The sequence below is a fragment of the Croceicoccus gelatinilyticus genome, assembly GCF_018398395.1.
GTDB lineage: Bacteria > Pseudomonadota > Alphaproteobacteria > Sphingomonadales > Sphingomonadaceae > Croceicoccus > Croceicoccus gelatinilyticus.
Genome location: NZ_JAHCBF010000006.1, coordinates 166238 through 192752, shown reverse-complemented (window position 1 = coordinate 192752; position 26515 = coordinate 166238). Strand labels below are relative to the sequence as shown.

General features: G+C 63.9%; 29 protein-coding genes and 1 tRNA gene. 13 read left to right on the top strand and 17 right to left on the bottom strand.

Translation table 11 applies throughout. From position 1 onward, the window contains the following. Positions 1–40: 40 nt before the first annotated feature. From KIH45_RS14085 to KIH45_RS14070, 4 genes are read left to right on the top strand one after another with little or no spacing between them, the layout of a single operon-like run. Entirely contained in the window at positions 41–334 is a 294-nt protein-coding gene (locus KIH45_RS14085; protein WP_213176667.1) for a YggT family protein, read from the top strand. Further along, complete coding sequence (gene folD / locus KIH45_RS14080) at positions 334–1206, top strand: bifunctional methylenetetrahydrofolate dehydrogenase/methenyltetrahydrofolate cyclohydrolase FolD (RefSeq protein WP_213176666.1); 873 nt, start codon at positions 334–336, stop codon at positions 1204–1206. Before KIH45_RS14085 ends, folD begins: the two co-directional genes overlap by 1 nt. Next, positions 1206–1904 (top strand): Cif family virulence factor, encoded by a 699-nt coding sequence (locus KIH45_RS14075; RefSeq protein ID WP_213176665.1) that lies wholly within the window; start codon positions 1206–1208, stop codon positions 1902–1904. The genes folD and KIH45_RS14075 overlap by 1 nt, the downstream gene beginning before the upstream one ends. Before the next feature lie 3 nt (positions 1905–1907). Further along, positions 1908–2543 (top strand): MarC family protein, encoded by a 636-nt coding sequence (locus tag KIH45_RS14070; protein WP_213176664.1) that lies wholly within the window; start codon positions 1908–1910, stop codon positions 2541–2543. Positions 2544–2546: 3 nt separating this feature from the next. Here the strand turns inward: KIH45_RS14070 and KIH45_RS14065 are convergent, their stop codons facing one another. Together KIH45_RS14065 and KIH45_RS14060 are read right to left on the bottom strand one after the other, a co-directional pair. After that, positions 2547–3170: an LON peptidase substrate-binding domain-containing protein gene (locus tag KIH45_RS14065; RefSeq protein WP_213176663.1), complete on the bottom strand. Its 624-nt coding sequence runs from the start codon at positions 3168–3170 to the stop codon at positions 2547–2549. Between the two features lie 13 nt (positions 3171–3183). Next, the gene (locus KIH45_RS14060; protein WP_213176769.1) at positions 3184–4092 is read right to left on the bottom strand and encodes a tetratricopeptide repeat protein; all 909 of its coding nucleotides are present in this window, start codon (positions 4090–4092) and stop codon (positions 3184–3186) included. Positions 4093–4317: 225 nt separating this feature from the next. Here KIH45_RS14060 and KIH45_RS14055 point away from each other — a divergent pair. Further along, a tRNA-Gly gene (locus tag KIH45_RS14055) sits at positions 4318–4392 on the top strand. An 81-nt stretch (positions 4393–4473) separates the two neighbouring features. Here the strand turns inward: KIH45_RS14055 and KIH45_RS14050 are convergent. After that, positions 4474–5331, bottom strand: a complete 858-nt coding sequence (locus KIH45_RS14050) for a DUF2785 domain-containing protein (protein ID WP_213176662.1) — start codon at positions 5329–5331, stop codon at positions 4474–4476. Positions 5332–5437: 106 nt separating this feature from the next. Between KIH45_RS14050 and yghU the strand changes: the two genes are divergently transcribed. Continuing rightward, positions 5438–6274: a glutathione-dependent disulfide-bond oxidoreductase gene (yghU, locus tag KIH45_RS14045; RefSeq protein ID WP_213176661.1), complete on the top strand. Its 837-nt coding sequence runs from the start codon at positions 5438–5440 to the stop codon at positions 6272–6274. Between the two features lie 72 nt (positions 6275–6346). Next, positions 6347–7672 carry a GntP family permease gene (locus KIH45_RS14040; RefSeq protein WP_225899927.1) on the top strand — a complete coding sequence of 442 codons (1326 nt, stop codon included), beginning with the start codon at positions 6347–6349 and terminating at the stop codon, positions 7670–7672. A 6-nt stretch (positions 7673–7678) separates the two neighbouring features. Here the strand turns inward: KIH45_RS14040 and dcd are convergent, their stop codons facing one another. From dcd to mobA, 4 genes are all read right to left on the bottom strand, one after another. Further along, the gene (dcd, locus tag KIH45_RS14035; protein WP_213176660.1) at positions 7679–8233 is read right to left on the bottom strand and encodes a dCTP deaminase; all 555 of its coding nucleotides are present in this window, start codon (positions 8231–8233) and stop codon (positions 7679–7681) included. A 96-nt stretch (positions 8234–8329) separates the two neighbouring features. Continuing rightward, positions 8330–9028 carry a glycoside hydrolase family 25 protein gene (locus tag KIH45_RS14030; protein ID WP_213176659.1) on the bottom strand — a complete coding sequence of 233 codons (699 nt, stop codon included), beginning with the start codon at positions 9026–9028 and terminating at the stop codon, positions 8330–8332. Between the two features lie 4 nt (positions 9029–9032). After that, positions 9033–9515, bottom strand: coding sequence for a UPF0262 family protein (locus KIH45_RS14025; protein ID WP_213176658.1), 483 nt, complete (start codon positions 9513–9515; stop codon positions 9033–9035). A 62-nt stretch (positions 9516–9577) separates the two neighbouring features. After that, a complete protein-coding gene (mobA, locus tag KIH45_RS14020; RefSeq protein WP_213176657.1) occupies positions 9578–10111 on the bottom strand; it encodes a molybdenum cofactor guanylyltransferase in 534 nt (177 codons plus the stop codon). A 152-nt stretch (positions 10112–10263) separates the two neighbouring features. Here mobA and KIH45_RS14015 point away from each other — a divergent pair, with 152 nt between their 5' ends. Continuing rightward, positions 10264–10935 (top strand): glutathione S-transferase family protein, encoded by a 672-nt coding sequence (locus KIH45_RS14015; RefSeq protein WP_066763892.1) that lies wholly within the window; start codon positions 10264–10266, stop codon positions 10933–10935. Between the two features lie 32 nt (positions 10936–10967). On the opposite strand, the gene KIH45_RS14010 is transcribed toward KIH45_RS14015, so the two are convergent. The 7 genes from KIH45_RS14010 to KIH45_RS13980 form a co-directional block, all read right to left on the bottom strand. Beyond that, complete coding sequence (locus KIH45_RS14010; protein ID WP_213176767.1) at positions 10968–11915, bottom strand: complex I NDUFA9 subunit family protein; 948 nt, start codon at positions 11913–11915, stop codon at positions 10968–10970. Between the two features lie 97 nt (positions 11916–12012). Then, complete coding sequence (locus tag KIH45_RS14005; RefSeq protein ID WP_213176656.1) at positions 12013–13818, bottom strand: SulP family inorganic anion transporter; 1806 nt, start codon at positions 13816–13818, stop codon at positions 12013–12015. Next, positions 13818–15047, bottom strand: a complete 1230-nt coding sequence (locus KIH45_RS14000; protein ID WP_213176655.1) for an NAD(P)/FAD-dependent oxidoreductase — start codon at positions 15045–15047, stop codon at positions 13818–13820. The genes KIH45_RS14005 and KIH45_RS14000 overlap by 1 nt, the downstream gene beginning before the upstream one ends. Before the next feature lie 21 nt (positions 15048–15068). Then, on the bottom strand, positions 15069–15491 hold the full coding sequence (locus KIH45_RS13995) for a protein tyrosine phosphatase family protein (protein ID WP_213176654.1): 423 nt from the start codon (positions 15489–15491) through the stop codon (positions 15069–15071). A gap of 3 nt (positions 15492–15494) precedes the next feature. Beyond that, positions 15495–15911: a DUF6691 family protein gene (locus KIH45_RS13990; RefSeq protein WP_213176653.1), complete on the bottom strand. Its 417-nt coding sequence runs from the start codon at positions 15909–15911 to the stop codon at positions 15495–15497. Further along, positions 15908–16357: a YeeE/YedE family protein gene (locus KIH45_RS13985; protein WP_213176652.1), complete on the bottom strand. Its 450-nt coding sequence runs from the start codon at positions 16355–16357 to the stop codon at positions 15908–15910. The genes KIH45_RS13990 and KIH45_RS13985 overlap by 4 nt, the downstream gene beginning before the upstream one ends. Continuing rightward, entirely contained in the window at positions 16354–17283 is a 930-nt protein-coding gene (locus KIH45_RS13980) for an MBL fold metallo-hydrolase (protein WP_213176651.1), read from the bottom strand. Before KIH45_RS13980 ends, KIH45_RS13985 begins: the two co-directional genes overlap by 4 nt. Positions 17284–17359: 76 nt before the next feature. On the opposite strand from KIH45_RS13980, the gene KIH45_RS13975 reads away from it, so the two are divergent. From KIH45_RS13975 to KIH45_RS13965, 3 genes are all read left to right on the top strand, one after another. Further along, complete coding sequence (locus tag KIH45_RS13975) at positions 17360–18001, top strand: peroxiredoxin (protein WP_213176650.1); 642 nt, start codon at positions 17360–17362, stop codon at positions 17999–18001. Continuing rightward, positions 18001–18342: an ArsR/SmtB family transcription factor gene (locus KIH45_RS13970; RefSeq protein ID WP_213176649.1), complete on the top strand. Its 342-nt coding sequence runs from the start codon at positions 18001–18003 to the stop codon at positions 18340–18342. The genes KIH45_RS13975 and KIH45_RS13970 overlap by 1 nt, the downstream gene beginning before the upstream one ends. A gap of 243 nt (positions 18343–18585) precedes the next feature. After that, entirely contained in the window at positions 18586–18735 is a 150-nt protein-coding gene (locus KIH45_RS13965) for a hypothetical protein (protein WP_172807498.1), read from the top strand. Positions 18736–18826: 91 nt separating this feature from the next. Here KIH45_RS13965 and KIH45_RS13960 read toward each other — a convergent pair whose 3' ends face one another. The 3 genes from KIH45_RS13960 to KIH45_RS13950 form a co-directional block, all read right to left on the bottom strand. After that, on the bottom strand, positions 18827–22231 hold the full coding sequence (locus KIH45_RS13960) for an acyl-[ACP]--phospholipid O-acyltransferase (RefSeq protein ID WP_225899926.1): 3405 nt from the start codon (positions 22229–22231) through the stop codon (positions 18827–18829). A 123-nt stretch (positions 22232–22354) separates the two neighbouring features. Beyond that, positions 22355–23428 (bottom strand): ACR3 family arsenite efflux transporter, encoded by a 1074-nt coding sequence (arsB, locus tag KIH45_RS13955; RefSeq protein ID WP_213176648.1) that lies wholly within the window; start codon positions 23426–23428, stop codon positions 22355–22357. Between the two features lie 59 nt (positions 23429–23487). Then, complete coding sequence (locus KIH45_RS13950) at positions 23488–24390, bottom strand: ROK family protein (protein ID WP_213176647.1); 903 nt, start codon at positions 24388–24390, stop codon at positions 23488–23490. A 387-nt stretch (positions 24391–24777) separates the two neighbouring features. On the opposite strand from KIH45_RS13950, the gene KIH45_RS13945 reads away from it, so the two are divergent. Next, positions 24778–25827: a LacI family DNA-binding transcriptional regulator gene (locus KIH45_RS13945; protein ID WP_213176646.1), complete on the top strand. Its 1050-nt coding sequence runs from the start codon at positions 24778–24780 to the stop codon at positions 25825–25827. A gap of 89 nt (positions 25828–25916) precedes the next feature. Continuing rightward, complete coding sequence (locus KIH45_RS13940) at positions 25917–26486, top strand: superoxide dismutase family protein (RefSeq protein WP_213176645.1); 570 nt, start codon at positions 25917–25919, stop codon at positions 26484–26486. Positions 26487–26515 lie beyond the last annotated feature (29 nt).

Below are 26515 nucleotides of genomic sequence, written 5' to 3'. Positions count from 1 at the left end.
CACAAGGGCAAGCCCCCATTGCCGCCAAGGATATTCGCGCGTGCTCCTGCTTACCCTAATCCAGATCATCGACCTGCTCGTTTCGGTCGTCGTCTTCCTGGTCATCGTCCAGTTCGTGCTGTCGCTGCTGATCGCGTTCAACGTGGTCAACACGTCGAACCAGTTCGTCGCCGCGATCTATTCGGCGGTGAACGCCCTGCTTGAACCGATATTACGGCCGATCCGCCGGATCATGCCCAATACCGGCGCGATCGACTTCTCGCCGCTGGTGCTGATTATCGGGCTCAACATCCTGCAGATCATCCTGCGCAACCTTGCGGTGGCGGGCTACTGATGGCCGACATCATCGACGGAAAGGCCTTTGCCGCCGACTTGCGCGGCAAAGTGGCCGAAGGCGTTGCCGAATTCAGCGCGAAAGCAGGCCGCAAGCCCGGCCTGGCAGTTGTACTGGTCGGCGAAGATCCGGCCAGCCAGGTCTACGTGCGCAACAAGCACAAGGCGACCGTGGGCGCGGGGATGGAAAGCTTCGAACATCGCCTGCCTGCCGACACTTCGCAGGAGGACCTGCTCGCTCTCGTCGCGCAGCTGAACGCCGATCCGGCGGTCGACGGCATCCTCGTCCAGCTTCCCCTGCCCGAGGGGCTGGATGAAAACGCGGTGATCCAGGCGATCGATCCGGACAAGGACGTCGACGGTTTCACCACCGCCAGCGCAGGGCGCTTGATGACCGGGCTTCCCGGCTTCGTCGCCTGCACGCCGCTCGGCTGCCTGATGCTGCTGAAGGACCGGCTGGGCGACCTGTCGGGCAAGACCGCGGTTATCATCGGACGCTCCAACATCGTGGGCAAGCCGATGGCCCAGCTGCTGCTGCGCGAAAGCTGCACGGTCACCATCGCGCATAGCCGGACGAAAGACCTGCCCGAAGTCGTGCGCGGTGCCGACATCGTCGTCGCTGCCGTCGGGCGGCCCGAAATGGTCAAGGGCGACTGGCTGAAGACGGGCGCGACCGTGATCGACGTCGGCATCAACCGCGTTCCGGCTGCCGAAGAAGGTAAGACCAAGCTGGTCGGCGATGTCGACTTCGCCAGCGCAAGCGAGACCGTCGGCGCGATCACCCCCGTTCCCGGCGGTGTCGGCCCGATGACGATCGCGTGCCTGCTCTACAACACGCTTGAGGCTGCGAACCGCCGCGAAGGCTTCGCCTGATGCGCCTTGGCGTTGCTTTTCTTGCGCTGGCGCTGGCTGGTTGTGCCGCTGGTGGCCCGTCCCGTGGCGGCCCCGGAGGGCCTGACCTGAAGCCGATCGCCCAGCCCGGCGACGTCGTGGCCGCCGAATTGGCATTCGCGAGCATGGCGCAGGAAGAGGGCCAGTGGACCGCGTTCCGCGAATATGCCGCCGAAGATGGCGTGATGTTCGTACCTGAACTGGTCAATGCGAAGGACTGGTTGAAAAAGCGCGAAAATCCGGCGCAATCGGTCGCATGGCAACCGCACGAAGTCTGGTCGAGCTGTGACGGATCGGTCAACGTCACGCGCGGCGCATGGCAGCGTCCCGACGGTAGCACCGGCTGGTTCACCACCGTCTGGCAACGCCAGAAAGACGGCGAATATCGCTGGCTGATGGATCATGGCGACACGCTGACCAAACCGCTGACGCAGCCGGACCTGATCGATGCCCATGTCGCGGACTGCCCCGAACTGCCCTGGCCTCCGGCACAGGAACTGCTTGAGGCAGTACCGGGCAACGGAGAGTTCTTCGGCGGATCGTCCGATGACCGCACCCTGCGCTGGGGCGGCCGGGTCGACCAGTGGGGCGGCCGGATCGTCACCGTCGATGTCTGGGACGGCGGACAGTTCCAGCGCGTCCTGCACCAGACCGTCGCGCCGCCCAAGGCCGATCATTAAGCGATGGTCGAGCTTTTCATCTCTGCCTTCATCACGCTGTTTGTCGTGATCGACCCGCCGGGCTGCGCCCCGATCTACGCGGGTCTGACGGCTGACGCGAACAGTGCGCAGCGCCGGTCGATGGCGATCCGCGCGACTGTGATCGCGACGATCATCCTGCTGATTTTTGCATGGTTTGGTGAAGGCCTGCTCGGCGCACTGCACATCGAACTTGATTCCTTCCGCATCGCGGGGGGCATCATGCTGTTCGCCATCGCCATCGACATGGTCTTCGAAAAGCGCACCGAACGCCGCCACGACCGCGCCGACAAGGTCCGCGCCCAGCACGCCGATTCGCCGGAAGTAGAGGACGTCTCGGTCTTCCCGATGGCGATGCCGATGCTGGCAGGCCCGGGCGCGATCGCGTCTATCATGCTGCTGATGGCGCGTGCCTCGACGGTCGAGGAAACGGCAGCCGTGCTCGCTGCTCTCGGCGTTGTCATGGTGCTGACGCTGGCAGCGCTGATTGCCGCTGCGCCACTTATGCGGTTCTTCGGTGACCAGTTCGAATCGGTTGTGACTCGCCTGCTCGGCGTGTTGCTGGCCGCTTTGGCCGCGCAGTTCGTGATCGACGGCCTACGCGGCAGCTTCAACCTCTGACAGTTACTGGAGCGTTCCGCTCTCGTCGTCGTCGTGGCAGCCGTAGAACTGCATCAACTGGACCAGCAGTTCACACCGCTCGTTGAGGTCGCTCGCTTCGAGTAGCGCCTGCTTCGACGCGGGATCGAACGGCGCGACCTGCGAGATCCCGTTGACGAGCGCCATGTCATCAAGCCGCGACACCTGCTCCCAGTCGACCGAATAGCCCTGCCGGTCCGCGAACCTTCGCGATTCTTGCTCGAGCGAGGCGCGCTCGATCGGAAGCAGCACTGCATCCTCGTTTTCTTCCAGAAGTTCGGCATCGATCTGGCGGAACGGCGTCGTCACATCCAGTTCGCGCACCGTGCGGAAGCGCGCCAGACCGTCGAGCACGATGTTGAACCGCCCGTCTTCCAGCGCCTCGACATCGTCGATGCGGCCAAGGCAGCCGATCTCGAACAGGGGCGAGCCTTCGGCGGGGCGAACCGGCTGGATCATGCCGATCATGCGGTCACGCGCCAGCGAGTCCGTTACCAACGCACGATAACGCGGCTCGAAGATGTGCAGCGGCAGTTGCAGCCCGGGAAAGAGCAGCGCACCCGACAAGGGAAAAATCGAAATGCGCGAGGTTTCGGTACCGGATCCCATGGGCGTAACGGCGTTATCCGAACAGGATCAGCGACAGCTTGCGACGCTGCGCCGCAACCCACGGATCCTCAAGACCGACGGCCTCGAAAATCTGGAGCAGCTTGGCCTTGGCCGCGCCTTCCTGCCACTGCGGCTCGGTGCGGATCATCGACAGGAGCGTATCGGCCGCCTCGTCACGCGAACCGGCTGCGAAGGCGGCTTCGGCAAACGCCATCTGCGCTTCCATGTCGGCCGGACGCTCGGCCGCGGCCTTGCGCAGGTTTTCAAGCTCGCTGTCGTCGGGCTTGTTCTTGGCCAGTTCCAGCGCGGCAACGGCGCGTTCGATGGCGGGGTCCTTGCGCACGTCTTCGGGCAGGCCCGCGATCGCGGCTTCCGCGTCCTCGATGTGCCCTGCCTCGATCATGGCGCGCAGCAGGCCAGCCTGCGCCTCGATATTGTCGGGCGCCATCTGCACGATCTGCGCAAAGATACCCAGCGCGCGTTCGGTATCGCCGCTTGCCAGCACTTCCTCGCCCATCGCCAGAAGCGGGGCGATATCCTGCGCCGGTTCCTCACCATCGGCACCGGCCTCGACCGGAAGCTGCGAGAGAAGCTGATCCAGAACCTGCTTCAGCTGCGATTCGGTGCGCGCCTGCGTGAGGTCGGCCACCGGCTGACCCTGGAACATGGCATAAACCGTCGGGATCGATCGGACCTGGAACTGCGAAGCGATGAACTGTTCTTCGTCGACGTTCACCTTGGCGAGAATCACACCCTTGTCCGCATAGTCGGCGGCGACCTTTTCCAGCACCGGGGTCAGCGCCTTGCACGGCCCGCACCACTCCGCCCAGAAATCGAGAATCACCAGCTTGGTCTTCGAAGGCTCGACAATATTGTCGCGGAACCTTTCGACCGCTTTCTGCTCTTCGATGTTGAGGCCCATGCTCGCCAAGGGGGAATTCTCCTGTCTCTTCGTGCTTTGCGCCAGCATTCCTGCGGCATCTATCGTTGCTCGCCAATGTGGGGCAGCGACCCGGTTTTTCCAAGGGTTCGCAAAGAATGTGACGCGGAGTGAATTTTTCCGGTTGCAGGCCTGAAATACCCCTGTTAAAGGCGCGCCTCACCCCGACCGGAAGGGCTTCTTTCCAACCGGTTGCAGGCGTTCAGAGCGGGCGTAGCTCAGGGGTAGAGCACAACCTTGCCAAGGTTGGGGTCGAGGGTTCGAATCCCTTCGCCCGCTCCATTTCCTCACATGGAAAACGAACGATCGCAGGCGCTTAGGCGCCATGCGCTCAGTTCGCGTGCGCGGCTGACACGGCCCCTGTCAGGGCGCGGTGCGGCTTATGATTCGCTGCGCGTGATCGGCCAGAGCGATCGCCGGACTGTCGCCTAACCGTCCCGACATCGCCATGATTTCCAGCGCGAAGGCGCGGGCGTTGTGCATGCGGGTCAGGGCCGCCTCGTCCCGATAGCGATCGGAGCGTGCCGCCTCCGCTTCGGGATAGATCGCGTCGAACCATTGCTCCCATTCCGCTTCCGACATCACTTCCTGGTCGGCCAGATAGATCACCGGCCTTGCCAACCGCGCCGGCTCCCCGAATCGGTATGCATGGGTGGTGGGCGCAACTTGCGGCAGGATGGCGGCGAGCAGGTCCTTGCCTGTCCCGCGATCCAGTTCGGGGTTGAGGGCAAGCTGCATCAAAAGGTCCGCCCCGTGTGCGACGCCGTGGCGCCAGCCCTCGCCCTGTACGAAACCGCGATAGTCGGTGACGCTCTCAAGGTAGAGAGAGGCAAACCGGGCAAGCCGGTAGCGCTCGTCCTCGTCCAGCCATGGCTCGATCCGGTCGGTCCGCGCTACTTCGGCCATGACCAGCACCGCGAATGGCCCCAGGAAGCCCGCCTCGTCATGGCCCTCGATCGCGGGGGAAGCCGCCTCTGCCAGCATGTCCATCAGGGCGCCGCGCTTCTCGACCGTGACGCGCCCTTCGCGCAGCGCAGTCACGAAGGCGCTGTACGCCTGCTCGTCACGGACGACGGGATCGGGTTCGCCAAGGCAGGCGACCATGCCCGCCATGTCCTCCCGGCTTCCGGAGGCAATTGCCTCGACGGCATCGAAATCGGGTTCGGCATTCACCAACGGGCAGGCGGCGACGGCGGCGGCGACAAGCAGGCTGATCGACATGACTGGAAGTTCTCACCCTGCAGAGCCTTGCTGTCCAGTGCTTGCGATCGCCCGATCGCTGCCTATCTGCGCTGCGTATCTTTCCCCTCAAAGGACATCTGCCGCCATGACCGAGACCTACACCCCGCCCGAAATCTGGAAGTGGGACGATCAGGGCAGCGGGGAGTGGACTTCGATCAACCGGCCCTTCGCGGGTGCGCGCACCGAGAAAGAGTTGCCGCGCGGCGAGCATCCGTTCCAGCTCCATTCGCAAGGCACGCCGAACGGTCAGAAAGTCACGATCCTGTTTGAAGAACTGCTGGCCGCAGGACATGCTGGTGCGGAATACGACGCTTGGCCAATCTGGATCGGTGACAGCGACCAGTTCACCTCGGGCTTTGTCGAGATCAATCCGAACTCGAAGATCCCGGCGCTGATCGACCTGACCGGGCCGGAGCCGATCCGCCTGTTCGAGTCGGGTTCGATCCTGTTGCACCTTGCCGAAAAGTTCGGCGCCTTCATCCCGACCGATCCCGCGGGCCGCGCCGAATGTCTGAACTGGCTGTTCTGGCAGATGGGCAGTGCGCCTTACCTTGGCGGCGGCTTCGGGCATTTCTATGCCTATGCGCCCTATCCGATGGAATATCCGATCGACCGTTTCACGATGGAAACGAAGCGGCAGCTGGACGTGCTCGACAAACAGCTGGCCAGCCGTGAATTCATCGCGGGCGACGACTACACCATCGCGGACATCGCGATCTGGCCTTGGTACGGGAAGCTGGCGCTCGACAAGTCGTACAAGAATGCAGGCACGTTCCTGCAGGTGCAGGAATACGAACACCTGCAACGCTGGGCGACCAATATTGCCGAGCGCACGGCGGTTCGTCGCGGTGAAAAAGTAAACCAGCGCGACGGCGCGCCCGAACGGCACAGCGCAGCCGATCTCGACGCTCTGTTCGAATAAGCCTCTTCTTTCCGATGGTTTGACCACGCACCGCGTCGCCGCCATGAAGGTGCAAACCTTCGGGGAGGACGAATGCTAAGCTGGATCGGGCTCATCGGTGGCCTTGCCCTTCTGATCTGGATGACGGTCAGGGGGATCAACATTCTTATCGCAGGCCCCGTTGCCGCACTGGTCGTGGCGGTCACCGCGGGCCTGCCGCTGTTGCCGCCACTGGCTGCCACTTTGGCGGACGGCACGGCCGCGCCTGATTACGCCAGTAGCTACATGGCCGGTTTCTCCAGCTTTCTGGCCGACTGGTTCCTGATGTTCCTGCTGGGCGCAATTTTCGGCGAGGTCATGGCGGCATCAGGCGCCGCCGCCTCCGTTGCGCGGTTCATTACGCACAAGCTGGGCAGCAAGTACGCGCTGGCCGCGACCGTGCTCGCCTGCGCAGTGCTGACTTACGGCGGGGTCAGCGTCTTCATCGTCGCGTTCTCGGTCTATGGCCTTGCGGTCGAGCTTTTCCGCGAGGCGAACCTGCCGCGCCGCTTCATCCCCGGCGCGCTGGCCTTCGGTTCGGTCACGTTCACGATGACCAGCGCGGGCAGCCCCGAGATCCAGAACCTGATCCCGATGCCTTACCTCGGCACCACGGCCTATGCCGCGTGGGAAGTCAGCCTTGTCGTCGCGCTGTTCATGGCGACGCTGGGCTACATCCTGCTCTCGCGCATGGTGAAGAAAGCGGTTCTGGCTGGCGAAGGCTTCACCACGCGCGAAGCGGATGAACGGTTCGAGGTCGACACCACCCTGCCTTCCCCGCTGCTGGCGATCATGCCGCTCGTCGGCGTGCTGGGCGTATTCCTGATCTCGCAGTCGCTGGGCAAGTGGGCGCTGGTCCTCGCGCTTGGCGCTGGCGTCGCCTTGGCCTGCATGGTCGGGTGGAGCGAGCGTGGCCGCTTTGCCGCAACGTTCTCACGCGGGGCGACGGGCGCGGTGGTGGCGATCACCAATACTTGCGCCGTGGTCGGATTCGGATCGGTCGCAAAGCTCTCGCCTGCCTTCCTTCAGGCGCTGGAAACGGTTCAGGCCATCCCGGGCAGCCCGCTAATCGGCGCGGCCATTGCCGTTACCGTCATCGCGGGCCTGACCGGCAGCGCCTCGGGCGGCCAGACGATCGCCCTGCCGCTCATTGCGCCGCACTACCTCGACGCAGGGGCAAATCCGGAAGAACTGCACCGCGTCGTGGCGATCGCATCGGGCGCGCTCGATAGCTTGCCGCACAACGGCTATGTCGTGACGACGATCCGCGCGGTCTGCGGCGAGACGCACCAGGCCGCTTACAAGGCCGTGGCGGCAACGACGGTGATCGTGCCGGTGATCGGCACGGTGCTCGCGCTGGTACTGTTCTCGGTATTCTAGGAGGCGTTACAGGCGCGGCAGGGTCACGCCGCGCTGGCCCATGTACTTGCCCGCGCGGTCGGCATAGCTCGTCTCGCAAGGCTCGTTCCCCTTGAGGAAGAGGAACTGGCACGCGCCTTCGTTGGCGTAGATCTTCGCCGGCAGCGGCGTGGTGTTCGAAAATTCGAGCGTCACGTGCCCTTCCCAGCCCGGTTCGAGCGGGGTGACGTTCACGATGATGCCGCAGCGCGCATAAGTGCTCTTGCCAAGGCAGATGACCAGCACGTCGCGCGGCACGCGGAAGTATTCGACCGTCCGGGCCAGCGCGAAAGAATTGGGCGGGATGATGCAGCAGTCGGTCTTCTTGTCGACGAACGAATTGCTGGCGAAATCCTTGGGGTCGACGATGGCGCTGTCGATGTTGGTGAAGATCTTGAACTCGTCCGCCACGCGCGCGTCATAGCCGTAGGATGACAGGCCGTAGGAGATGCAGCCATCGCGCCGCTGCGCCTCGACGAAAGGCTCGATCATGCCTTCGTTTTGCGCCTTTTCGCGGATCCACTTGTCGGAAAGAATCGCCATGCCTTCACCCGTTTCCTTGCAGCGGCGATTTCCTTGCCCGTTCCGGCAAAGCGGGGGCAACCCTCGCCGCCCGATAGGTCGTGGATTAAGCTGGCATCAGGGCCGCGCGACCAGCCACGCGACCGGCCCCTCGACCGGACCGACACGGACCGCGGCATTGGCCGTCCACAGCGCCCAGGGGCGTCCGACATAGTCCGGCTCCAGCCAGTCACGCGACAGCCACAACTGCCGCTCCGCCCGCGCGCCGAAGCCGTATTCGTCCTCGAACGAAGCTGATGGCGCAAGGATCGCGCGCTTGCCCGAATGCATCTCTATCTGGTTGAGAAAGACGACAAGCTCCGATTCCAGCTCGGCCGGACGGACCCGCGGGCTGCAATCCTCGCCCGAACGCGCCAGCACGACCGCAGGCGGGAGCATGTCGGCATCGCGGGGCACGATGGTCACGAAATTGGCCGACTGCTCATCCGCGCGGCGGCAGGGGTCGTAGACGTGGACCGGCCCCGCCTTCATCCCCGCCTTGTGCATGGCGGCGACTGTTTCAGGAAAACGCTCGTTACGCGTGGCGGCCCCAAGGCTGGCCGTAACATAGCCGAAGCTTGCGCCCGCGCCCGGCAGTTCGGGGATGGAGACCCCATCCTCGTCGCCGGTCAGCCACACACCCTGCACCGGGTATTCCGCCCCGTCGGGCCGCCAGTGCGACAACTTCCACCACAACACGCCCGCGATCGCCGCGATCAGCGCCAGCGCGATCAGCCACAGGCCCGGCCTGTGCCGGAGCGTCCGCTTGCCAGCCATAGCTTCAGCCCCGGATGTGCAGGACGCAGATAAGCGTGAAGAGACGGCGTGCGGTGGCGAAGTCGGTGTCGACCTTGCCTTCCAGCCTTTCGAGCAGCAGTTCCGCAGCGTTGTTGTGGACCCCGCGCCGGGCCATGTCGATCGTCTCGATTTCCTGCGGGCTCGCCTTGCGGATCGCCTGGTAATAGCTGTCGCAGATCGCGAAATATTCGCGGATCGGGCGGCGGAAACGCGCAAGGCCGAGCAGCAGGACTTCGAGCTGGTTGCCCGCTTCGTCCGCGATGTCGATCGACAGGCGACCGTCGACGACCGACAGGACGAGCTTGTACGGCCCCTCGTGCCCTGCCTCGAACGCGCGAAGCGGCTTGAAGGTGTTATCCTCGATCAGGTCGAAGATCGCGATCCTGCGCTCCTGCTCGATGTCAGGGTTGCGCCACAGGATCGTCGCTTCGTCCAGCGAGATGTCTATGATGCGAGGGTCCGCCATGGCTGACCCTGCCATCGCAAATGCCGCGCCGCTGGACAAGCGGGCATTGGTGCAATCCACGCCTAGCCTTGTTGAAGGCGGTCCAGATCTTCGGGCGTATTCACGTTTGCGGGCGGTTCGGGCAGGTCGATCAGCCGCGCACCCGCCCTTTCGGCAAAGTGCAGGACCGAGCGGCGTTCCGATCCGGTGAGTATTTCCTCCAGCACCGGCAGCGCCGATACGGGCCAGAGCCCGATCACCGGCTGGCTTTCGGCACAGGCCGGCCCCGGGGACAAGTGATCGAGCAGGTCGGACGGCAGGTTCACGCTGTCCACCCCGCAGGTCAGGACGGCGGAAAACCCGCTATCACGCGCATGGCGCAGCGCCCCGGCCAGTCCGCCAAGCGGGCCCATGCCTGCCTGCGGCCAGTCGGCAACTGTCGGAACGGAGGCTTTTTCGCGCCCGACAACGACCACGGCCTCGCAAAAACTGGCAAGGGCCGCGACCGCGCGGTCCATCAGGGTCTGGCCATCGAGCGTCGCCAGCGCCTTGTCGCTGCCGAAACGGGTCGCCTCGCCGCCGGCAAGCACGCATCCGAGTATCGTCTCGACCGTCATTTAGCGTCTCCCCATCGCGACTTGCCCACTATTTGCCAAATCGTGTGCATCACGTGTTGACGCGGGGGTTACTCCTGCGTCAATCGGAATTGTGCCGGTTCGGGGGAACGGGCGCGGGGGACCCAACAGGGAAAGGCATCGTTTCTTCGGCCATGTGGCGGCTTTACCAGTTTCCGCTCTGCCCGTTCAGCCGCAAGCTGCGCCTGCTGCTTGCGGAAAAAGGCGTGTCTTTCGAACTCGTTCGCGAAAACCCCTGGGAAATGCGGGACGAATTCTTCCTCATGAACCCGACGGGCCGCACGCCCGTGATGCGTGAACCAGCCAAGAACATCACCCTGTCGGACAGCCGCGCGATCGCCGAGTATTTCGAGGAGACGATCCCGAAGAACCCCATGATCAACGGCACGGCCACGAACCGAGCGGAAATCCGCCGGTTGATGGCGCTGTTCGATGAAAACTTCTTCGGCGACGTTACCGGCCCGCTGCTGATGGAACGCTATACCAAGCGCGTTGTCGCGCGGCAGGCGCCCAATTCCACTGCATTGCGCAACGCGATGCGGTTGGCGGACGAACATCTCGATTACGTCGACTATCTGATCGACCATCGCCCCTGGCTTGCCGGTTCGACGATGAGCCTTGCCGACCTGACGGCGGCGGCGCAGATCTCGGTTGCGGATTATCTTGGCGGCATCAACTGGCAGGGCCACGAACAGGCCCGCAGCTGGTATTCGGTGTTCAAGAGCAGGCCCAGCTTCCAGCCGCTTCTGGCGGACAGGATGGAAGGCGTGCCGCCGCCGCGGCACTATTCCGACATCAACGCCTGATTACCTGCTGGCGGCCCTTTCGGGCCAGCCGCTCAAGCGCCTGCTTCGTGGAAGCGGCCGTGCTTGCGGAAACGCGTCATCCAGCGGTCGAGGAACAGCGTCATCGGCGAAGGCTCGATGCCCAGCTTGGCAAAGCCGGGGCAGTCGCCGCTTGCCACGTTGCCCTGCGACAGCATCTCGTACTGGTCGCTGCTGATCGGCGCGCCCGGAAGCCAGCCGGTAGCCTTGGCAAAGGTACGACCCGCGAAATCGGGCAGCGCGAGGAAACCACGCGAACGGTCCTGCGACTTGGCGATACGCTCGTTCAGTTCGAGCATCGTGAGCACTTCGGGTCCGGCCAGTTCGTAGGTCTTGCCCGCAAGCGACGGGTTTTCCAGAACCGTGACGATCGCTGCGGCCACGTCCTCGACGTGGACCGGCTGAAGCTTTGCATCGGGCGCGAAGACCGGCAGGAACGGCAGCGTCGAGATGAGGCCACCGAACATGTTCAGGAATTCATCGTCCTCACCGAAGATGATCGAGGGACGGATGATCGTCGCGCCGGGGAACGCCTCGGTCACGGCCTGTTCGCCGATGCCCTTCGAACGCTGATAGGCGACTTCGCTGTCGGCATTCGCGCCGATGGCCGATACGTGGACGAATGCGGTCGCACCGGCCATCTTCGCCAGTTCCGCCGCGCGGCCGGCGCCGCTGCCCTGCACCGCGTCCAGATCACCGTCGAATGCGCCGACGAGGTTCACGACCATGTCGGAGCCGGCAACGATTGCCTCGACCGACTTGGGATTTCGGATGTCCATCGCCGCGAACTGGAGTTGGCCGAGGTTGGCCAGCGGCTTCAGGTGCCAGGATTTCTTGGGATCGCGGCTCGCGACGCGCAGGCGAACGCCCTTGCGCAGGAGATCCTGCGCGACGCGGGTTCCAAGAAAACCGCTTCCGCCGATGAGAGTGACGAGCTTGCCGGCCAGATTCGAGGACGCCATGTCCTGCCCTTTCGCAATCGCAGTGATACCGTGGCGGCGCTTTGGCACGCACCCGCCATTCCTGCAACCGTCGAGACGCGCAAACGCTCCCGCTTCTTCAGATCATCCCGCGCGCGTGATCGTGCATCGGCGGATGATCGTTGCCATCGTCGCGCACCAGTTTCGCAAAAGCGCGGGCGTGCGAAAGGAAAACCTCGCCGTTCAGCTCGTCCACAAAATGGGTGCGCTGCAAACGGTCCATCACCGGGCCCTTCACTTCGGACAAGTGCAGCCCGATCCCGGCGTCGATCATGCGGTGGTTGATCGCCTCAAGGCTCTCGAGGCCCGAGGCATCGACCTCGTTCACTGCGCTGAACAGCAGGATGACGTTGCGCACCTCCGGCTGGTCGGCAACGCGTTCGAGCACGTATTCCTCCAGCCAGCGGGCGTTGAGGTAGGTCAGGCTCTCGTCCACGCGGATCGACAGGACGTGGGGCACGGTGAAGACGTCGTGCCGCTCGACATTGCGGAAATGCTCGGTCTCCGGCACGCGTCCGATGACTGCCGCGTGGGGCCGCGAAGCGCGCCACAGGTAAAGCAGCAGGCCAACCGCGACACCCGCGATCACGCCCAGTTCCACGCCTGCCAGCAGCGTTATCCCGATAGTCGCCATGTGCGCGGCGAAGTCGGACTTCGAATAGCGCCAGAGCTGGCCCGGCGTCTTCAGATCGACGAGGCTGAGCACGGCGACGATGATCGTCGCAGCCAGCGTCGCGATGGGCAGGTTGAACAGCAGCGGGGTCAGGAACAGCGAGGCGAGCGCGATGCCAACCGCCGTGAACGCGCCAGCCGCCGGCGTTTCCGCGCCCGCGTCGAAGTTGACGACCGAACGGGCGAAACCGCCGGTGACCGGATAACCGCCCGAAAATGCGCTTGCGATGTTCGACGCGCCGAGCCCGATCAGTTCCTGGTTCGGGGCGATACGCTGGCGGCGCTTGGCGGCCAGCGTCTGCGCGACAGAGACCGATTCGACGAAACCGATGATCGAGATCAGCAGCGCCGGAACCCACAACTGCGAAATGAGGCCAAGGTCGGTCGACGGCACCGCAAAAGGCGGCAGCCCCTGCGGGATTGCGCCGACGAGGTTCACGCCCTTGTCGCCAAGATCGAACGCGAGCGCCGCGAGGATGGTCAGCGCCACGGCCACGACCGGCCCCGCCTTCGCGCCGATTTCGGCCATGCGCGGCTTGAGGCCCAGCTTCATCAGCGCAGGCTTTGCCCCCTTGCGCACCCAGAACAGGAACACGGTCGCAAAGACGCCGACACCCAGCGCCCAGACGTTCACGCTGTTCAGCGCCGCGAAGAGCGATCCCAGCATGTCGGGCCAGTTGTCGCCGCCCGCCTTCACGCCGAGGATGTGCTTCAACTGGCTGGTCGCGATCAGGATGCCGCTCGCCGTGATGAAGCCCGAAATGACGGGGTGCGACAGCAGGTTCGCAAGGAACCCCATGCGCAGGATGCCCAGCACCGCCAGCATCACGCCCGACAGTGCGGCCAGCGTAATCGCCGCCTCCATGTACTGCGCGGTGCCCTGCGCCGCGACCGCGCCAGCCGCCGATGCCGTCATCAGCGAGACGACCGCGACCGGCCCCACGGCCAGCGTCCGGCTCGTCCCGAAGATCGCGTAGGCGACCAGCGGCAGGATCGAGGCATATAGCCCGACGACCGGCGGCAGACCTGCGAGCAGCGCATAGGCAAGGCTCTGCGGGATCAGCATGATCGTGACGATCACCGCCGCGATCAGGTCGTTCGTGAAGATCGACTTGTCATAGCGCCGTCCCCAGTCGAGGATCGGCAGATACTGCGCGACAATGCCCGGCTTGGCTGCCTTGCGAGGCTTGGCCGCGGCGGCTTCGGTGGTCATCAGTGGTCCTGCTTCTCGTGCGGCTTGACCAGCCATTCATGCCCCTTGAGCATGCCGTTCCAGTAAACCCACGGCAGCGCCTCGGACTTCAGCAGCCACGACAGGCGGCGCGGGCGGGTGCCGTCGATGATCCACTTGGGGAACGTCGGCAGCAGCTTTCCGTCATATCCGAACTCGGCCAGGACGATGCGGCCCTTCTCGACCGTCAGCGGGCACGAGCCATAGCCGTCGTAGTCGGCAACAGGCTCGCCGCCGTTCAGCACCGACAGCGCGTTCACGGCCACGATCGGCGCCTGCTTGCGCGCCGCAGCTGCAGTCTTGGCATTGGGCATCGAGCCAGCATCGCCGAGGCCGAAGACGTTGGGGTACTTCACATGGCGCATGGTGAACTTGTCGACATCGACAAAACCGGTTTCGCCTGCCAGCGGGCTGTCGGCCACGAAATCGGGCGCGACTTGCGGCGGGACGACATGGATCATGTCGAAATCGCGGGTCACCTCGCCCGCCTCGGTCTTGAACGTCGCCTTGCGCGACGGACCGTCGACGGCAACCAGCGTCGAGCCGAAGTTCAGCCCGATGCCGTAGTGATCGACATATTCCATGAGCGCCGGGACATAGGCCGGAACGCCGAACAGGACGCCGCCCGCATTGTGGAACTCGACATCGATGTTGGGCAGCGCGCCGTTATGCTCCCACGTGTCGCACGACAGGTACATCGCCTTCTGCGGCGCACCGGCGCACTTGATCGGCATCGGCGGCTGCGTGAACAGCGCGCGGCCGGACTTGAGGTTGCTGACGAGATCCCAGGTGTAGGGCGCTAGGTCGAAACGATAGTTCGACGTCACGCCGTTCTTGCCCAGCGTGTCGGACAGACCCTCGATCTGTTCCCAGGCAAGCCGGATACCGGGTGCGACGATCAGCAACTCGTAAGCGATCGTCGTCCCGTCAGCCAACGTGACCATATTGTCGTCGGGCTGAAAACTGGCCGCGGATTCGCGGATCCACTTCACGCGGTCGGGCATGACATCCGCCATCGGGCGGCACGTCACCGGCGACTTGAAGACACCGCCGCCGACCATCGTCCAGCCGGGCTGGTAATAATGAGACGGCGAAGGTTCCACGATCGCAATGTCGAGCAGGGGCTCGCGCTTGAGCATGGAGGATGCCGTCGCGATGCCCGCGGCCCCGCCGCCGATGATCACGACCGTGTGCTTCAGTGCCTGGGCCATCGTGTCTTCTCCTGCCTCTTTTTAGTTGTCTTCGTAGACCAGCCGCTCACGCAGGGAGGACAGGTCGTATCCAGCCCCCTCTGCGCGCGAGAGGCGATCTTCGATCGAGCGGTCTTCGGGGTTGGCCAGCGTCTCCAGCGTCATCGAGCGCGTACCGGTGCGGCAATAGGCCAGCACCGGCCCTTCAGCCGCCTGTCGCACGCCGCGAAAACGCGCGACGGCAGTCTCTGGAAAGGCGCCGCCCGAAACCGCGATCAGGTGGAAATCGAGCCCTGCCTGCTTCGCCGCCTTGGCAATGGCGACGGACGTTGGCTGGCCCGCCTCTTCGCTATCGGGACGGTTGCAGATAATCGTGGTGAAGCCCTCGTCCGCAATTTTTTCAACGTCTGCAGGCGTGATCTGGGGCGATACCGCGAACTGGTCGTCTATGCGGCGAATTTCCATGGGTCAGTTCCGTTCGAAAAGGCGCAGGATCAGCATCCCCGCGAACATCGAGACGACAAATGTCGCGGCGAGCGTGGGTTCGATCACCAGCGCGGCGATGCCCGGTCCGGGGCACAGGCCCGCGATGCCCCAGCCCACACCGAACAGGGCCGAACCGCCGATGAGGCTAGGCGTAAGGTCGGAGCGGTCGGGAATGTGGAACTTCTCGGCAAAAAGGGGCTCCACCATGCGGGGCACGATGCGCCACGCGATGGCCATGACGATGACTGCGCCGCCCATGACGAAGGCCAGCGTCGGGTCCCAGTCGCCGAAGATGTCGAGAAAGCCGCGCACACGCGCCGGATCGGTCATGCCGCCGATGGTGAGGCCCGCGCCGAACAGGGTTCCGGCGGCGAGCGGTGTCAGGATCTTGCTGCTCATTTCAGCACCTCCATCCCCATCGCGTTCATGACGGCGACCGTGACGATCCCCGCGATCATGAAAGTAACCGTGGCGACGATCGAGCGGGCGGAAAGACGGCTGACGCCGCAGACGCCGTGGCCGCTGGTGCAGCCGCTGCCCAGCCGCGTACCGATGCCGACCAGCACGCCGGCAACAACGATCGGGCCAAAGCCTGCAAACTGCGCATCGACCCCGCCGGTCACGATCGCGACGATCAGCGCGCCGAGCGGCAGGCCGAGCACGAAGGCCCATGCCCCGCCGCGGGTAATTCCGCTGCCGCCGACACCGGTAGCCTTGGCGAAAATGCCGGAGACGCCCGCGATACGGCCCATGCCAAGCAGCATGACCGCAGCCGACAGGCCGATGAGGATGCCGCCAATCAGACCCGCAAGCGGTGCGGCATCAGGGAAACCGGGGATCGTCATACCGCGTTCACCGGGATCTTGATGTAGCTGACGCCATTGTCCTCGGGCTCGGGCAGGCGCCCGCCGCGGATGTTCACCTGCACGCTGGGCATGATCAGGTTCGGCATGGCCAGCGTCTTGTCACGGCTGGTGCGCATTTCGACGAATTCGTCCTCGGTGACGCCGTCCTTTACGTGGACGTTCTCCTCGCGCTGCTGTTTGACGGTGGTCTCCCAAGCATATTCGTCGCGGCCCGGTGCCTTGTAATCGTGGCACAGGAACAGGCGGGTATCGCCCGGCAGCGAAAGCAGGCGGCGGATCGACTGGAACAGCTGGCGCGCATCGCCGCCGGGGAAGTCGGCGCGGGCGGTGCCGAAGTCGGGCATGAAGATCGTGTCGCCGACGAAGGCGGCATCGCCGATCAGGAATGCCATGTCGGCAGGCGTATGGCCCGGCACGTGAAGCGCCATGCCTTCAAGCTCGCCGATGCGGAAGGTCTCGCCATCCTCGAACAGCTTGTCGAACTGCGAACCGTCGCGCTGGAAATCGGTGCCGGCGTTGAACAGCTTGCCGAAGACTTCCTGGACGCGGATGATGTCCTTGCCGATTGCCAGCTTGCCGCCCAGCTTCTGCTGCAGATAGGGCGCGGCAGAAATATGATCGGCATGGGCATGCGTCTCGATCAGCCAGGTCACTTTCAGATTATTCGTATTTATATACTCAATAATCCGGTCAGCGGACCCGTTCGAGGTGCGACCCGAGGCCGACTCGTAATCGAGGACCGAGTCGATAATCGCGGCCTCGTTCGTCGCAGGATCGTGCACGACGTAGCTGACGGTATAAGTTGCCTCGTCGAAAAACCCAGCAATCGTGGGCCTTAGCGCCTTGTCGGCCTGAGCGCGGCCGACCTGCTCGGCAGCGCGATCGATAACGGCATCTCGGGACATTGCAGCCTCCAAACTTTATTTACATAAATCGTGTATATGTATTGCTTTCCGAAAGTCAAGGTGCAATAAGGCCGGAATGGACCTGACCAACCCACCTTGTTCCGGCCTGCGCATCGGCGATGTCGCGCCGGATTTCTCGGCCCGCAGCACGGCAGGCAATGTTCGCCTGTCCGATTTCCGCGGACGCTGGCTCATCCTCTTCTCGCATCCGGCGGACTTCACGCCCGTCTGCACGACGGAGTTCGTCGAGCTGGCGAAAATGGCCAGCGACTTCGCGGATCGGGATTGTGCGCTGATGGCCCTGTCGGTCGACAGCCTCTTTTCGCACTTCGCCTGGCTGCGGATGATCCGCGACCGGTTCGGCGTGGAAGTTCGCTTTCCCATCATCGAGGATCCAACTCTCGTGATCGGGCGCGCCTACGGGATGGTCGCAGCCGACGCCCATGACAGTGGTACTGTACGCACCACCTTCTTCATCGATCCCGATGGCGTCGTGCGCGCGATGACCTGCTATCCGGCCAATGTCGGTCGCTCGACGCCCGAAATGCTCCGCATGCTCGATGCGCTGCAGGCGACGAACGACGAACCTGCCCTTGCGCCTGCGAACTGGCAGGTGGGCGAGCCGCTGCTGCAACAGCCCATTGCGACGCTCGATGATGTTTATGGCGCTGATGGCGACAGCGACTGGTTCCTGCGCACCATCAAGGAAACGAAGTAATGGCGGACGGGCCTCCGATCGATGCCTTGAAGGCCGTTGCCCACCCGGTGCGTTTTCGCATCCTGCAGGCGTTGTCGGGCGGCGAACTGAACGTCGGGCAGATCGAGGAAGCGACCGAGATCGCCCAGCCCGGCCTGTCGCAGCAATTGGCCGTTCTGCGCGGTGCCGGCCTCGTCCAGTCGCGCAAGCAGGCAAAACTGGTGTTCTACAGTCTCGACCGTGATGCCATTCAGGAAGTGGTCTCGGCCCTGACGTCGCTTTCGGGTGCCACGGCTGGCGACCTGCCTGCCGTTACTCGTCGCCCCTTGCCGGGCGCTGCGAATTTCGCGCGACTTTCCTGATTCGCAGGCCCCCTCGTTAACCCTCTTTTCCTCGCGGAAATGGTTAACGTCGGCTCGATTCCGGCCGAATCAGCCAATTTTTTCAACCTTCACTTAACCATTTAAGTCCTTCGTCAAGCATGGCGAAGGGGCAGTTTGGCGCGGTTTCGCACCATCTGGGCTTGGTTAATCGGTTCGACGCGGGAAACCTTTTCTGGCTTTGAGGATTTTAACGGACAAGTAACGAATGCATGAGGTAGTACGATGTTCACACCCAGCTATCGCAGCAGTTCGCCCGATCGGTGGACTATGCCGCGTCCGTTTTCGGACGCATCACAGCGCTATGCCAAGTTTGGTGCCCTTCAGCCCATGGAAGCCCCCGGCTTCTGGGAACGCCTGATCCGCGGCGCCTGATCGCCACGCGGGGTAAACCCGCGGGCCACAAATCCACATGGGAGAGGCCGTACCGGTTCGTCCGGGCGGCCTCTTTTCATGGGTGCGCCCGTTATGCGCCCTCGTCGCGTGCCATGGCGTTCAACGTGACGTAATCTATCTTGCCCGTGCCCAGCACCGGCAGCGCGTCGACGACACGTATTTCACGCGGCACCATGATCTCGGCAATGCCGTTGGCCTTGGCCCAGCTTTGCAGCGCCTTGGCGTCTGCATCCGCCGCAGTGGTGTAGAGCACCATTTGCTCACCCTTCTTGGAATCGGGCCGTGTCACGATGGCGGTTTCCGCATCCGGCCAGACAGCCGCCGCATATCCCTCTACCGCCGGTAGCGAGACCATCTCCCCGCCGATCTTGGCAAAGCGTTTTGCCCTGCCGCGAATGGTGACGAAGCCTTCCTCGTCGATGGTGACGATGTCGCCGGTATCGTGCCAGCCACCCTCCGGCGGTTGCAGGACGCCCGGTTCGTCCGCGAGGTAATATCCCGCCATGACGTTCGGCCCGCGAATGAAGAGGCGTCCGCCCTCCTCGATCCCCGGCACATCGTCCAGCCGCGCTTCCATCGCGGGCAACATCCGCCCAACCGAACCTGCCTTGAAATGCATCGGCGTATTGACCGCGATGACCGGCGCCGCCTCCGTCGCGCCATAGCCTTCGAGGATGCGCAGCCCGAACTTCTCAGCATAAGCGCGCCGCGTCTCGTCGCGCACTTTTTCGGCCCCTGCGAAGATATAGCGGACCGAGTAGAAGTCATACCCATGCGCCATGCGGGCGTAGCCCGACAGGAACGTGTCGGTCCCGAACAGGATCGTCGCATTGGCGTCATAGGCCAGCGCAGGCACGATCCGGTAATGCAGCGGACTGGGATAGAGCACGGTCCTGATGCCGTTGAGCACCGGCAGCAACGTGCCCCCGGTCAGGCCGAAGCTGTGAAACACCGGCAGCGCGTTCAGCACCACGTCGCTGCCGTTGAAATCGATCCGCGCCGACAATTGCGCGCAGTTGGCCAGCAAGTTGCGATGGCTGAGCACAACGCCCTTGGGCGTGCCTTCCGATCCGCTGGTGAACAGGATCACGGCAGGACTGCCGGGATCGACGTTCAGCTTGGCGTGGCGATGTTCGATCCGGCCCACGGTGAACGCGGCCCAGACCTTTTCAGGCCCGTCGACGGTCTCCGCCAGGTCTTCGAGGTACCGGATCGCGATGCCGTCGGCTTCCAGCGCAGCAATCGCGCCTTCGAGCTTTGCCTGTTCGACGAAGGCCCGCGCGGTCACCACCGTCCTGATTTTCGCCGTCGCGCAAGCGGATTTGAGGCTGGCCTCGCCCACCGTGAAGTTCAGCATCGCGGGAATGCGCCCGATGGACTGCAGCGCGAAGAACGCGACGACGACACCGTTGACGTTGGGCATCAGCAGGCCGACCGCCTCGCCCACTTCGGTCCCTTGCGACAGCCGCTTGCCGAGCACGCCCGAGCCCGCGATCAGGCGGTCGAACGAGACCTGCTTGCGGGTCACATCCTCGATCACCGGCGTGTCCCCGCCGTGCAGTTCGCGCGCCGCGCACAAGGCGGAGAATAGCGTGCGGTAGATCTTGGTCGTGTCGAAGATCATCCGGCTCATTTCGTCATAGAGCCTGCGGCCCGCGATTGCGCGGCGTTCGCGCGCGCTCATCTCGCCCTCGATCGCGAAGCGCCGCTGCGGCAGGACATCGATGGTGATCTTCGGGAAAAGCTGCTGCCGGACTTTGCCCTTGAGGCGCGAGAACGGCGTGAACTGCGGGCCGTCCAGCCGCACCGGCACGATCGGCGCATCGGCCTTGTCGGCGACCATGCCGGGGCCGTCGAAAACCTTCATCAGCGCACCGGTGACCGTGATGCGGCCTTCGGGGAAGATCACCAGCGTGCGTCCTTCCTGAACCGCACGGACCATGGCCTTGGCCGACATCGGGTTGGTGGGATCGACGGGGAATATCTCGAAAAGGCTGAAGAACGGTTTGAGCCAGAGATTGCGGGCAATCGCGGTATGGACCGCGAAAGTCGGCTTGCCCGGAAGGAACGCCCCCAACAGCACGCCATCGAGGAACGAGAGGTGGTTGACGACGACCACGGCACGCTCGCCCTTGGCCGGCATGTTTTCAAGGCCCGTGACTTCGACGCGGTAGAGCAGGCGCAGGATGAAAGCCGTGATCTGCTTGAACAGGTATTCGGGCAGCAGCCAGATCGACATCAGCGCCACGGCCAGCGTCATCACGCCCAGCACCGCCAGCAGTCCCGGCGTTGCGAAACCGATCGATAGCAGCCCCGTCATGATCGCGACGAGGAACACCGTCACGCCCGCGTTCACGATGTTGTTCGCGGCAATCACGCGCGAACGTTCCTCGGGATCGGAGCGGACTTGCAGGATCGCGTAGAGCGGCACGATGAACATACCGCCCGACAGTGCGATGACGGCAAGGTCGGCCAGGATGCGCTTCGACGAGGGATGGTCGAGAAATAGCCCGATGGTCGCATCGCTGGTGCGCGGTACGAACCCACTGGTCGAGAAATAGAGGTCGATCAGGCCCAGTGCGAGGAACAGCGCGGAGACTGGCACGAACTTGGCCGAAACCTCGCCTCTCAGCAGCCGGTTCACCAGCAGCGAGCCGATCGCGACGAACATCGAGAAGACGATCAGGAACAGCGTCACCACGCCCTGCTGCGCGTCCAGCGTACCGCTAACGAGCGGAGCGAACAGCGAGACGACCACCGCCCCGCAGGCGAAGAACCAGCTGATGCCGAGAATGGCGAGCCAGACGCCGCGACCGTGTCTGGCGATGGACAGGATCTGCGCCGTCGCGCGCCAGATGTTGCGATCGATCCGGTGGCTTTCGCGAACCGGCGGCGCGCTGGGCACGGCAAGACTGGCGAGGAAGCCGAGCCCTGCGAAACACAGTGCCGTGATGCCGCCCAGCCACGGATCGATGATGCCCGCCAGCAATTGCCCGCCGAGGATGGCAACGAACGTCCCCGCCTCGATCAGGCCGGTGCCGCCCATCACTTCCTCGCGCTTAAGGTGCTGCGGGATGATCGAGTATTTGACCGGACCGAAGAACGTCGACTGAAGCCCCGACAGGAACAAGGCCAGCAACAGGATCGGGATCGACTGCAGCAGGAACCCCAAGAGGCCGAAGCCCATGATCACCGCTTCGCCCAGTTTGACGACGCGGATCACTTTCGACTTGTCGATCGTGTCGGCGATCTGCCCCGCCATAGCGGAGAACAGGAAATAGGGCAGGATGAACAGGCCGGTCGATACGGTGGCCAGCATTTCCGCCTTGCCCGGCTCTGCCGCGTAAACGGTAAAGCTGGCGAGGAAGAGTAGCGAGAACTTCAGCAGGTTGTCGTTGAACGCGCCAAGGAACTGGACGACGAAAAGCGGCGCAAAGCGGCGCTTCGTCAGCAGGGACAGGTCAGGTGCGGACAATCGTTTCCCCCTCGCGCTCTCGCGATGGCCGCAACGCTAGTCGACCGCGGCTTGGCCGCGCTAGGGCCGCGCGCGTTAAAATTGTGCGTAGACGCTACGGCTTGCGACGAAACGCGCCCGCGATCAGGCGGCGGGAAAGCTGCCCCGCGTCCGGTTGGCGATGGCGACGAGCGAGAGCATGACCGGCACTTCGACCAGTACGCCGACCACAGTGGCGAGCGCCGCTCCGCTGCCCAAGCCGAAAAGCCCTATGGCCACTGCGACCGCCAGTTCAAAAAAGTTGGACGTGCCGATCAGCGCGCAAGGGGCAGCAATGGCATGGGGCACGCGCCAGACCCGCGCAGCGGCATAGGCGATGGCGAAGATGCCGTAGCTTTGCACCACGATCGGCGCGGCAATCAGCGCGATGAGCAACGGATTGCCGACGATCGTACCTGCCTGAAAACCAAACAGCAGCAGGACCGTCAGCAGCAGTCCCACGATGGAGAGCGGCTTCAATGCATGCGTAAAGCGCGACACTGCCGCCTCGTCCCCGCCGCTTTTCACCAGGAGGCGCGAACGCACGAATGCGCCCGCCGCCAGCGGCACGAGGACATAGAGCAGGACCGAGAGCAGCAGCGTTTCCCACGGCACCGCGATGTCGGTTACGCCCAGCAACAGTGCCACGATGGGCGCGAAGGCGACGATCATAATGAGGTCGTTCGCCGCCACCTGCACCAGCGTATAGGCCGGATCGCCGCGGGTGAGCTGCGACCAAACGAAAACCATCGCGGTGCAAGGCGCAGCGCCCAGCAGGATGAGGCCCGCGATATACTGCTGCGCGTCGGCAGGCGCGATCAGGTCGGCGAAGAACACCTCGAAGAACAGGACGGCAAGCGCGGCCATCGTGAAGGGCTTGATCAGCCAGTTCACGACCAGCGTGATGATCAGCCCCTTGGGCTTGTCACCGACCCGGCGCACCGCCCCGAAATCGACCGCGACCATCATCGGGAAGATCATTGCCCAGATCAGCACCGCGACGACCAGATTGACCGAGGCATATTCGATCCCCGCCAGCGCGGCGAAAGCGCCCGGCAGGACGTTGCCCAGCACGATCCCGGCAAGGATCGCGGCCGCTACCCAAAGCGAAAGCCATTTCTCGAACAGGCCGAGGCCTGCCTCGCGAGCGTCAATGGGCGTGGATGCAGTCGATGCCATGGAAGTCCGATTCCCCCGTCAATCCGAAGCCAGTCGCCTTCCAGATTGACGCGAGGCGATCAACGATTTTCGGCAACTGCCGCCAAAGCCAGCGCCAATGCGCCAGCCGGTCCCGCTTCATCGCCGAGTTTCGGCGGGCGGATCATGTCGGCAAGCCGCACCGCGTCTATGTCGGTCAGGTAGCCTGCGAGTATTTCGGGAATATGGCTTCGCGCCTTGTCGAGCAGGTGCGGCTGACGATTGGTGACGCCGCCACCGATAACGATCCGCTGCGGCGAGAAGGTCAGGATCAGCTGGGCGAGCAGTTCGGCAAGGTCCCGTCCCACCGGCCCCCAAGCCGGATCGTCGGGCTCAAGCTCTCCGGGATGCTTGGGAAGGCGGGCCAGAAGTGCCGGCCCGCTCAACAGCCCCTCGGCACAGTCTCCATGAAACGGGCACACGCCTTCGAAACCGTCGCCGACTGCACGGCGCGTTCGGACATGGCCGGCCTCTGGATGCAATAGACCATGGACCGGCACACCATCCAGCAAGATCCCTGCGCCCAGGCCCGTTCCGATGGTGATGTAGATCGTATTCGAACACCCTTGCGCCGCCCCGATCGCGTGTTCGGCCAGCGCCGCGGCATTTACGTCGGTGTCGAAACCGATCGGACAGTCGAAGCGGGCGGCGACCGGCGCGTGGATCGGGGTATTCGCCCACCCTGCCTTGGGTGTAGCCAGAATGGACCCGAAATCCGCCGCATCGCGCGCAACTCGGATCGGCCCGAAACTGGCGATCCCGATGGCGGCTAGCGCTTCCTGCGCATTCCATTCTGCAAGAACGTCGAGAACAGCGCCAAGCGTTTCATCAGGCGTCGTGGTCGGAAACGACCGCATCTCGGTGACGGTCATGCCCCTGCCGCGCACGGCGATGGCTTTCGTTCCGCCCAGTTCAATCCCGGCAACCGGCGTTTCGCTGTCCATGAAGCGGCGCAGTCCTTGTCTTTATCGTGCCAAACAGCGCGTAGCGTTTTCGCGGTGCATGGCAAAGAACCGATGATCGGGATGGTTGGGGGGTGGCCCTGTCGAGGGAGCCGGAACCACCCCCACGCGCCCTGTCCGAACCAGTCGGGTCGAAGCGCCATGCGAAGGGACCGGCCGAGGGGGGAGAGGTTGCGTCGCGGGAGAGGGTTTTGCGAGGCGGCAGTCCATTCGCCTTGTCGCCCTCTCCCGGTGTCCGCGCCGGTCCGCTTGTGGAACAAGACTGCAATCGATTGTACAGGGTGTCAATTCGACCTTTGGTACAATCTCGAACCGCGCACCCGAAACAAGGGTTTGCGCACTTGGCCAAAGGCAATCTAAGGTGCCCCGATGGAGAGGCCGGACACCCCTTCGGGCAAAAAAGAATCGGTTAAAATTCGCACCCTTGCGGACCTTGCGAAGCTGGCAGGCGTGTCGACCGGCACTGTTTCGCGGGCGCTGGCAGGGTCGGAACTGGTCAAGACCAAGACACGCGAACAAATTCAGGCGCTGGCGCGCGAACACGGCTTTCGCCCGAACCAGATGGCGAGCAAGCTGCGCACCCAGCGCACCGGCATCATCGGCGTGGTCATCCCGCTCGGCCACGAACTGAAGCAGCACATCTCCGACCCGTTCTTCATGAAGCTGATCGGCCACCTTGCCGATGAACTGACGGAGTGCGGTTACGATCTGTTGCTCAGCCGTGCGATCCCGTCCGAAACGCCGGACTGGCTGGATCGCATCTGCTGGTCCGGCATGGTCGACGGCGTCATCGTGATCGGTCAATCCGACCAGTTCGACACGATCGAGCAGGTGGCGAAATCCTATTACAAGATGGTGATCTGGGGGGCACATCGCCCCGGCCAGAACCAGTGCAGTATCGGCACCGACAACATCGAAGGCGGCGCGATCGCGGCGAGGCGGTTGATCGCTGCCGGCGCGCGCAAGCTTGCGTTCTTCGGCTATCGCACCGGCATCGAGATCGCGGACCGCCTGAGCGGTGTGGAGCAAGCCGCGAATGAAGCGGGGGCGAGCCTGCTTCACCTGCCTTGCCACATGTCCGACCAGTTGATGGAAGACGAATTGCGCGAACATCTCGCCGCTCACGCGGACGAGATCGACGGCATCGTGACGGCATCCGATCTGATTGCCGTAACCGCGATGCGTATCCTGACCGAAATGGGCCGCTCCGTACCAGGAGACGTTCAGATCATCGGCTTCGACGATCTCCCGCTGGCTTCGCAAACATCGCCGGCGCTGACCTCCATGCGCCAGGATATCGAAGGCGGCGCAAAGGCGATGGTCGCCAAACTGCGCGAGGCGATCGACGGTCGCGAGGTCGAACCGCTGGTCATGGCGCCCGAACTGGTCGATCGTGCAACAACCCTTCCGCTTTCCTGAACATGTTCTGGAACATCTTTGCCAGCCAATCGCTAAACCCGGGAGGCGCGCGCTGTGTGCGGGCCCTCGCGATATTCAAGGAGTGAAACGTGAAAGCTTTCCAAGCCAAAGTCTCGATCCTCGCGCTAGCCGCGCCGTTCGCCCTCGCCGCCTGTGGCGATTCGGGTGAGCCTGCAGGCGAAGCGACCATGGCGGCAGAGCCTGCCGAAACCGCAGAAGCGCAGACCGCGATGGCAGAACTGAAGGACACCGAGGGCAATGTCGTCGGCAACGTCACGGTCACCGGCGAAGACGGCGCACTGATGGTCGAAGTTTCCGCAATGGACATGCCGGCCGGAATGCACGGGGCGCATATCCACGAAACGGGTGACTGCTCGGCCACCGACTTCACCAGCGCGGGCGGTCACTGGAATCCCGACAACACCAACCACGGTCCCAACAGCTCGCCGCCGAACCCGCATGCGGGTGACATCGGCAATCTGGAAATCGCCGACGATGGTACCGGAACGCTGTCGAACACCTCTTCCGGCACTTGGGCAGGCCTGTTCGACACCGACGGTTCGGCCTTCGTCGTCCATGCAGATGCCGACGACAAGGAAAGCCAGCCTTCGGGCAACGCCGGTGCGCGTATTGCGTGCGGCGTCTTCGTATCGGGCTGATTCAACCCAATTTGCGTTGACGGGCGGGC

Excerpts from the sequence above, each read along its gene's own strand:
- KIH45_RS13965 (WP_172807498.1), top strand. The coding sequence starts at position 18,586 with ATGTTCACACCCAGCTATCGCAGCAGTTCGCCCGATCGGTGGACTATG.
- mobA (WP_213176657.1), bottom strand. The coding sequence starts at position 10,111 with ATGACGGTCGAGACGATACTCGGATGCGTGCTTGCCGGCGGCGAGGCG.
- KIH45_RS14015 (WP_066763892.1), top strand. The coding sequence starts at position 10,264 with ATGTGGCGGCTTTACCAGTTTCCGCTCTGCCCGTTCAGCCGCAAGCTG.
- yghU (WP_213176661.1), top strand. The coding sequence starts at position 5,438 with ATGACCGAGACCTACACCCCGCCCGAAATCTGGAAGTGGGACGATCAG.
- KIH45_RS13980 (WP_213176651.1), bottom strand. The coding sequence starts at position 17,283 with ATGTCCCGAGATGCCGTTATCGATCGCGCTGCCGAGCAGGTCGGCCGC.
- KIH45_RS14050 (WP_213176662.1), bottom strand. The coding sequence starts at position 5,331 with ATGTCGATCAGCCTGCTTGTCGCCGCCGCCGTCGCCGCCTGCCCGTTG.
- arsB (WP_213176648.1), bottom strand. The coding sequence starts at position 23,428 with ATGGCATCGACTGCATCCACGCCCATTGACGCTCGCGAGGCAGGCCTC.
- KIH45_RS14010 (WP_213176767.1), bottom strand. The coding sequence starts at position 11,915 with ATGGCGTCCTCGAATCTGGCCGGCAAGCTCGTCACTCTCATCGGCGGA.
- KIH45_RS14040 (WP_225899927.1), top strand. The coding sequence starts at position 6,347 with ATGCTAAGCTGGATCGGGCTCATCGGTGGCCTTGCCCTTCTGATCTGG.
- KIH45_RS14030 (WP_213176659.1), bottom strand. The coding sequence starts at position 9,028 with ATGGCTGGCAAGCGGACGCTCCGGCACAGGCCGGGCCTGTGGCTGATC.
- folD (WP_213176666.1), top strand. The coding sequence starts at position 334 with ATGGCCGACATCATCGACGGAAAGGCCTTTGCCGCCGACTTGCGCGGC.
- KIH45_RS14075 (WP_213176665.1), top strand. The coding sequence starts at position 1,206 with ATGCGCCTTGGCGTTGCTTTTCTTGCGCTGGCGCTGGCTGGTTGTGCC.
- KIH45_RS13995 (WP_213176654.1), bottom strand. The coding sequence starts at position 15,491 with ATGGAAATTCGCCGCATAGACGACCAGTTCGCGGTATCGCCCCAGATC.
- KIH45_RS13950 (WP_213176647.1), bottom strand. The coding sequence starts at position 24,390 with ATGGACAGCGAAACGCCGGTTGCCGGGATTGAACTGGGCGGAACGAAA.
- KIH45_RS14065 (WP_213176663.1), bottom strand. The coding sequence starts at position 3,170 with ATGGGATCCGGTACCGAAACCTCGCGCATTTCGATTTTTCCCTTGTCG.
- KIH45_RS13990 (WP_213176653.1), bottom strand. The coding sequence starts at position 15,911 with ATGAGCAGCAAGATCCTGACACCGCTCGCCGCCGGAACCCTGTTCGGC.
- dcd (WP_213176660.1), bottom strand. The coding sequence starts at position 8,233 with ATGGCGATTCTTTCCGACAAGTGGATCCGCGAAAAGGCGCAAAACGAA.
- KIH45_RS13985 (WP_213176652.1), bottom strand. The coding sequence starts at position 16,357 with ATGACGATCCCCGGTTTCCCTGATGCCGCACCGCTTGCGGGTCTGATT.
- KIH45_RS14060 (WP_213176769.1), bottom strand. The coding sequence starts at position 4,092 with ATGGGCCTCAACATCGAAGAGCAGAAAGCGGTCGAAAGGTTCCGCGAC.
- KIH45_RS13975 (WP_213176650.1), top strand. The coding sequence starts at position 17,360 with ATGGACCTGACCAACCCACCTTGTTCCGGCCTGCGCATCGGCGATGTC.
- KIH45_RS14000 (WP_213176655.1), bottom strand. The coding sequence starts at position 15,047 with ATGGCCCAGGCACTGAAGCACACGGTCGTGATCATCGGCGGCGGGGCC.
- KIH45_RS13945 (WP_213176646.1), top strand. The coding sequence starts at position 24,778 with ATGGAGAGGCCGGACACCCCTTCGGGCAAAAAAGAATCGGTTAAAATT.
- KIH45_RS14005 (WP_213176656.1), bottom strand. The coding sequence starts at position 13,818 with ATGACCACCGAAGCCGCCGCGGCCAAGCCTCGCAAGGCAGCCAAGCCG.
- KIH45_RS13970 (WP_213176649.1), top strand. The coding sequence starts at position 18,001 with ATGGCGGACGGGCCTCCGATCGATGCCTTGAAGGCCGTTGCCCACCCG.
- KIH45_RS14025 (WP_213176658.1), bottom strand. The coding sequence starts at position 9,515 with ATGGCGGACCCTCGCATCATAGACATCTCGCTGGACGAAGCGACGATC.
- KIH45_RS14070 (WP_213176664.1), top strand. The coding sequence starts at position 1,908 with ATGGTCGAGCTTTTCATCTCTGCCTTCATCACGCTGTTTGTCGTGATC.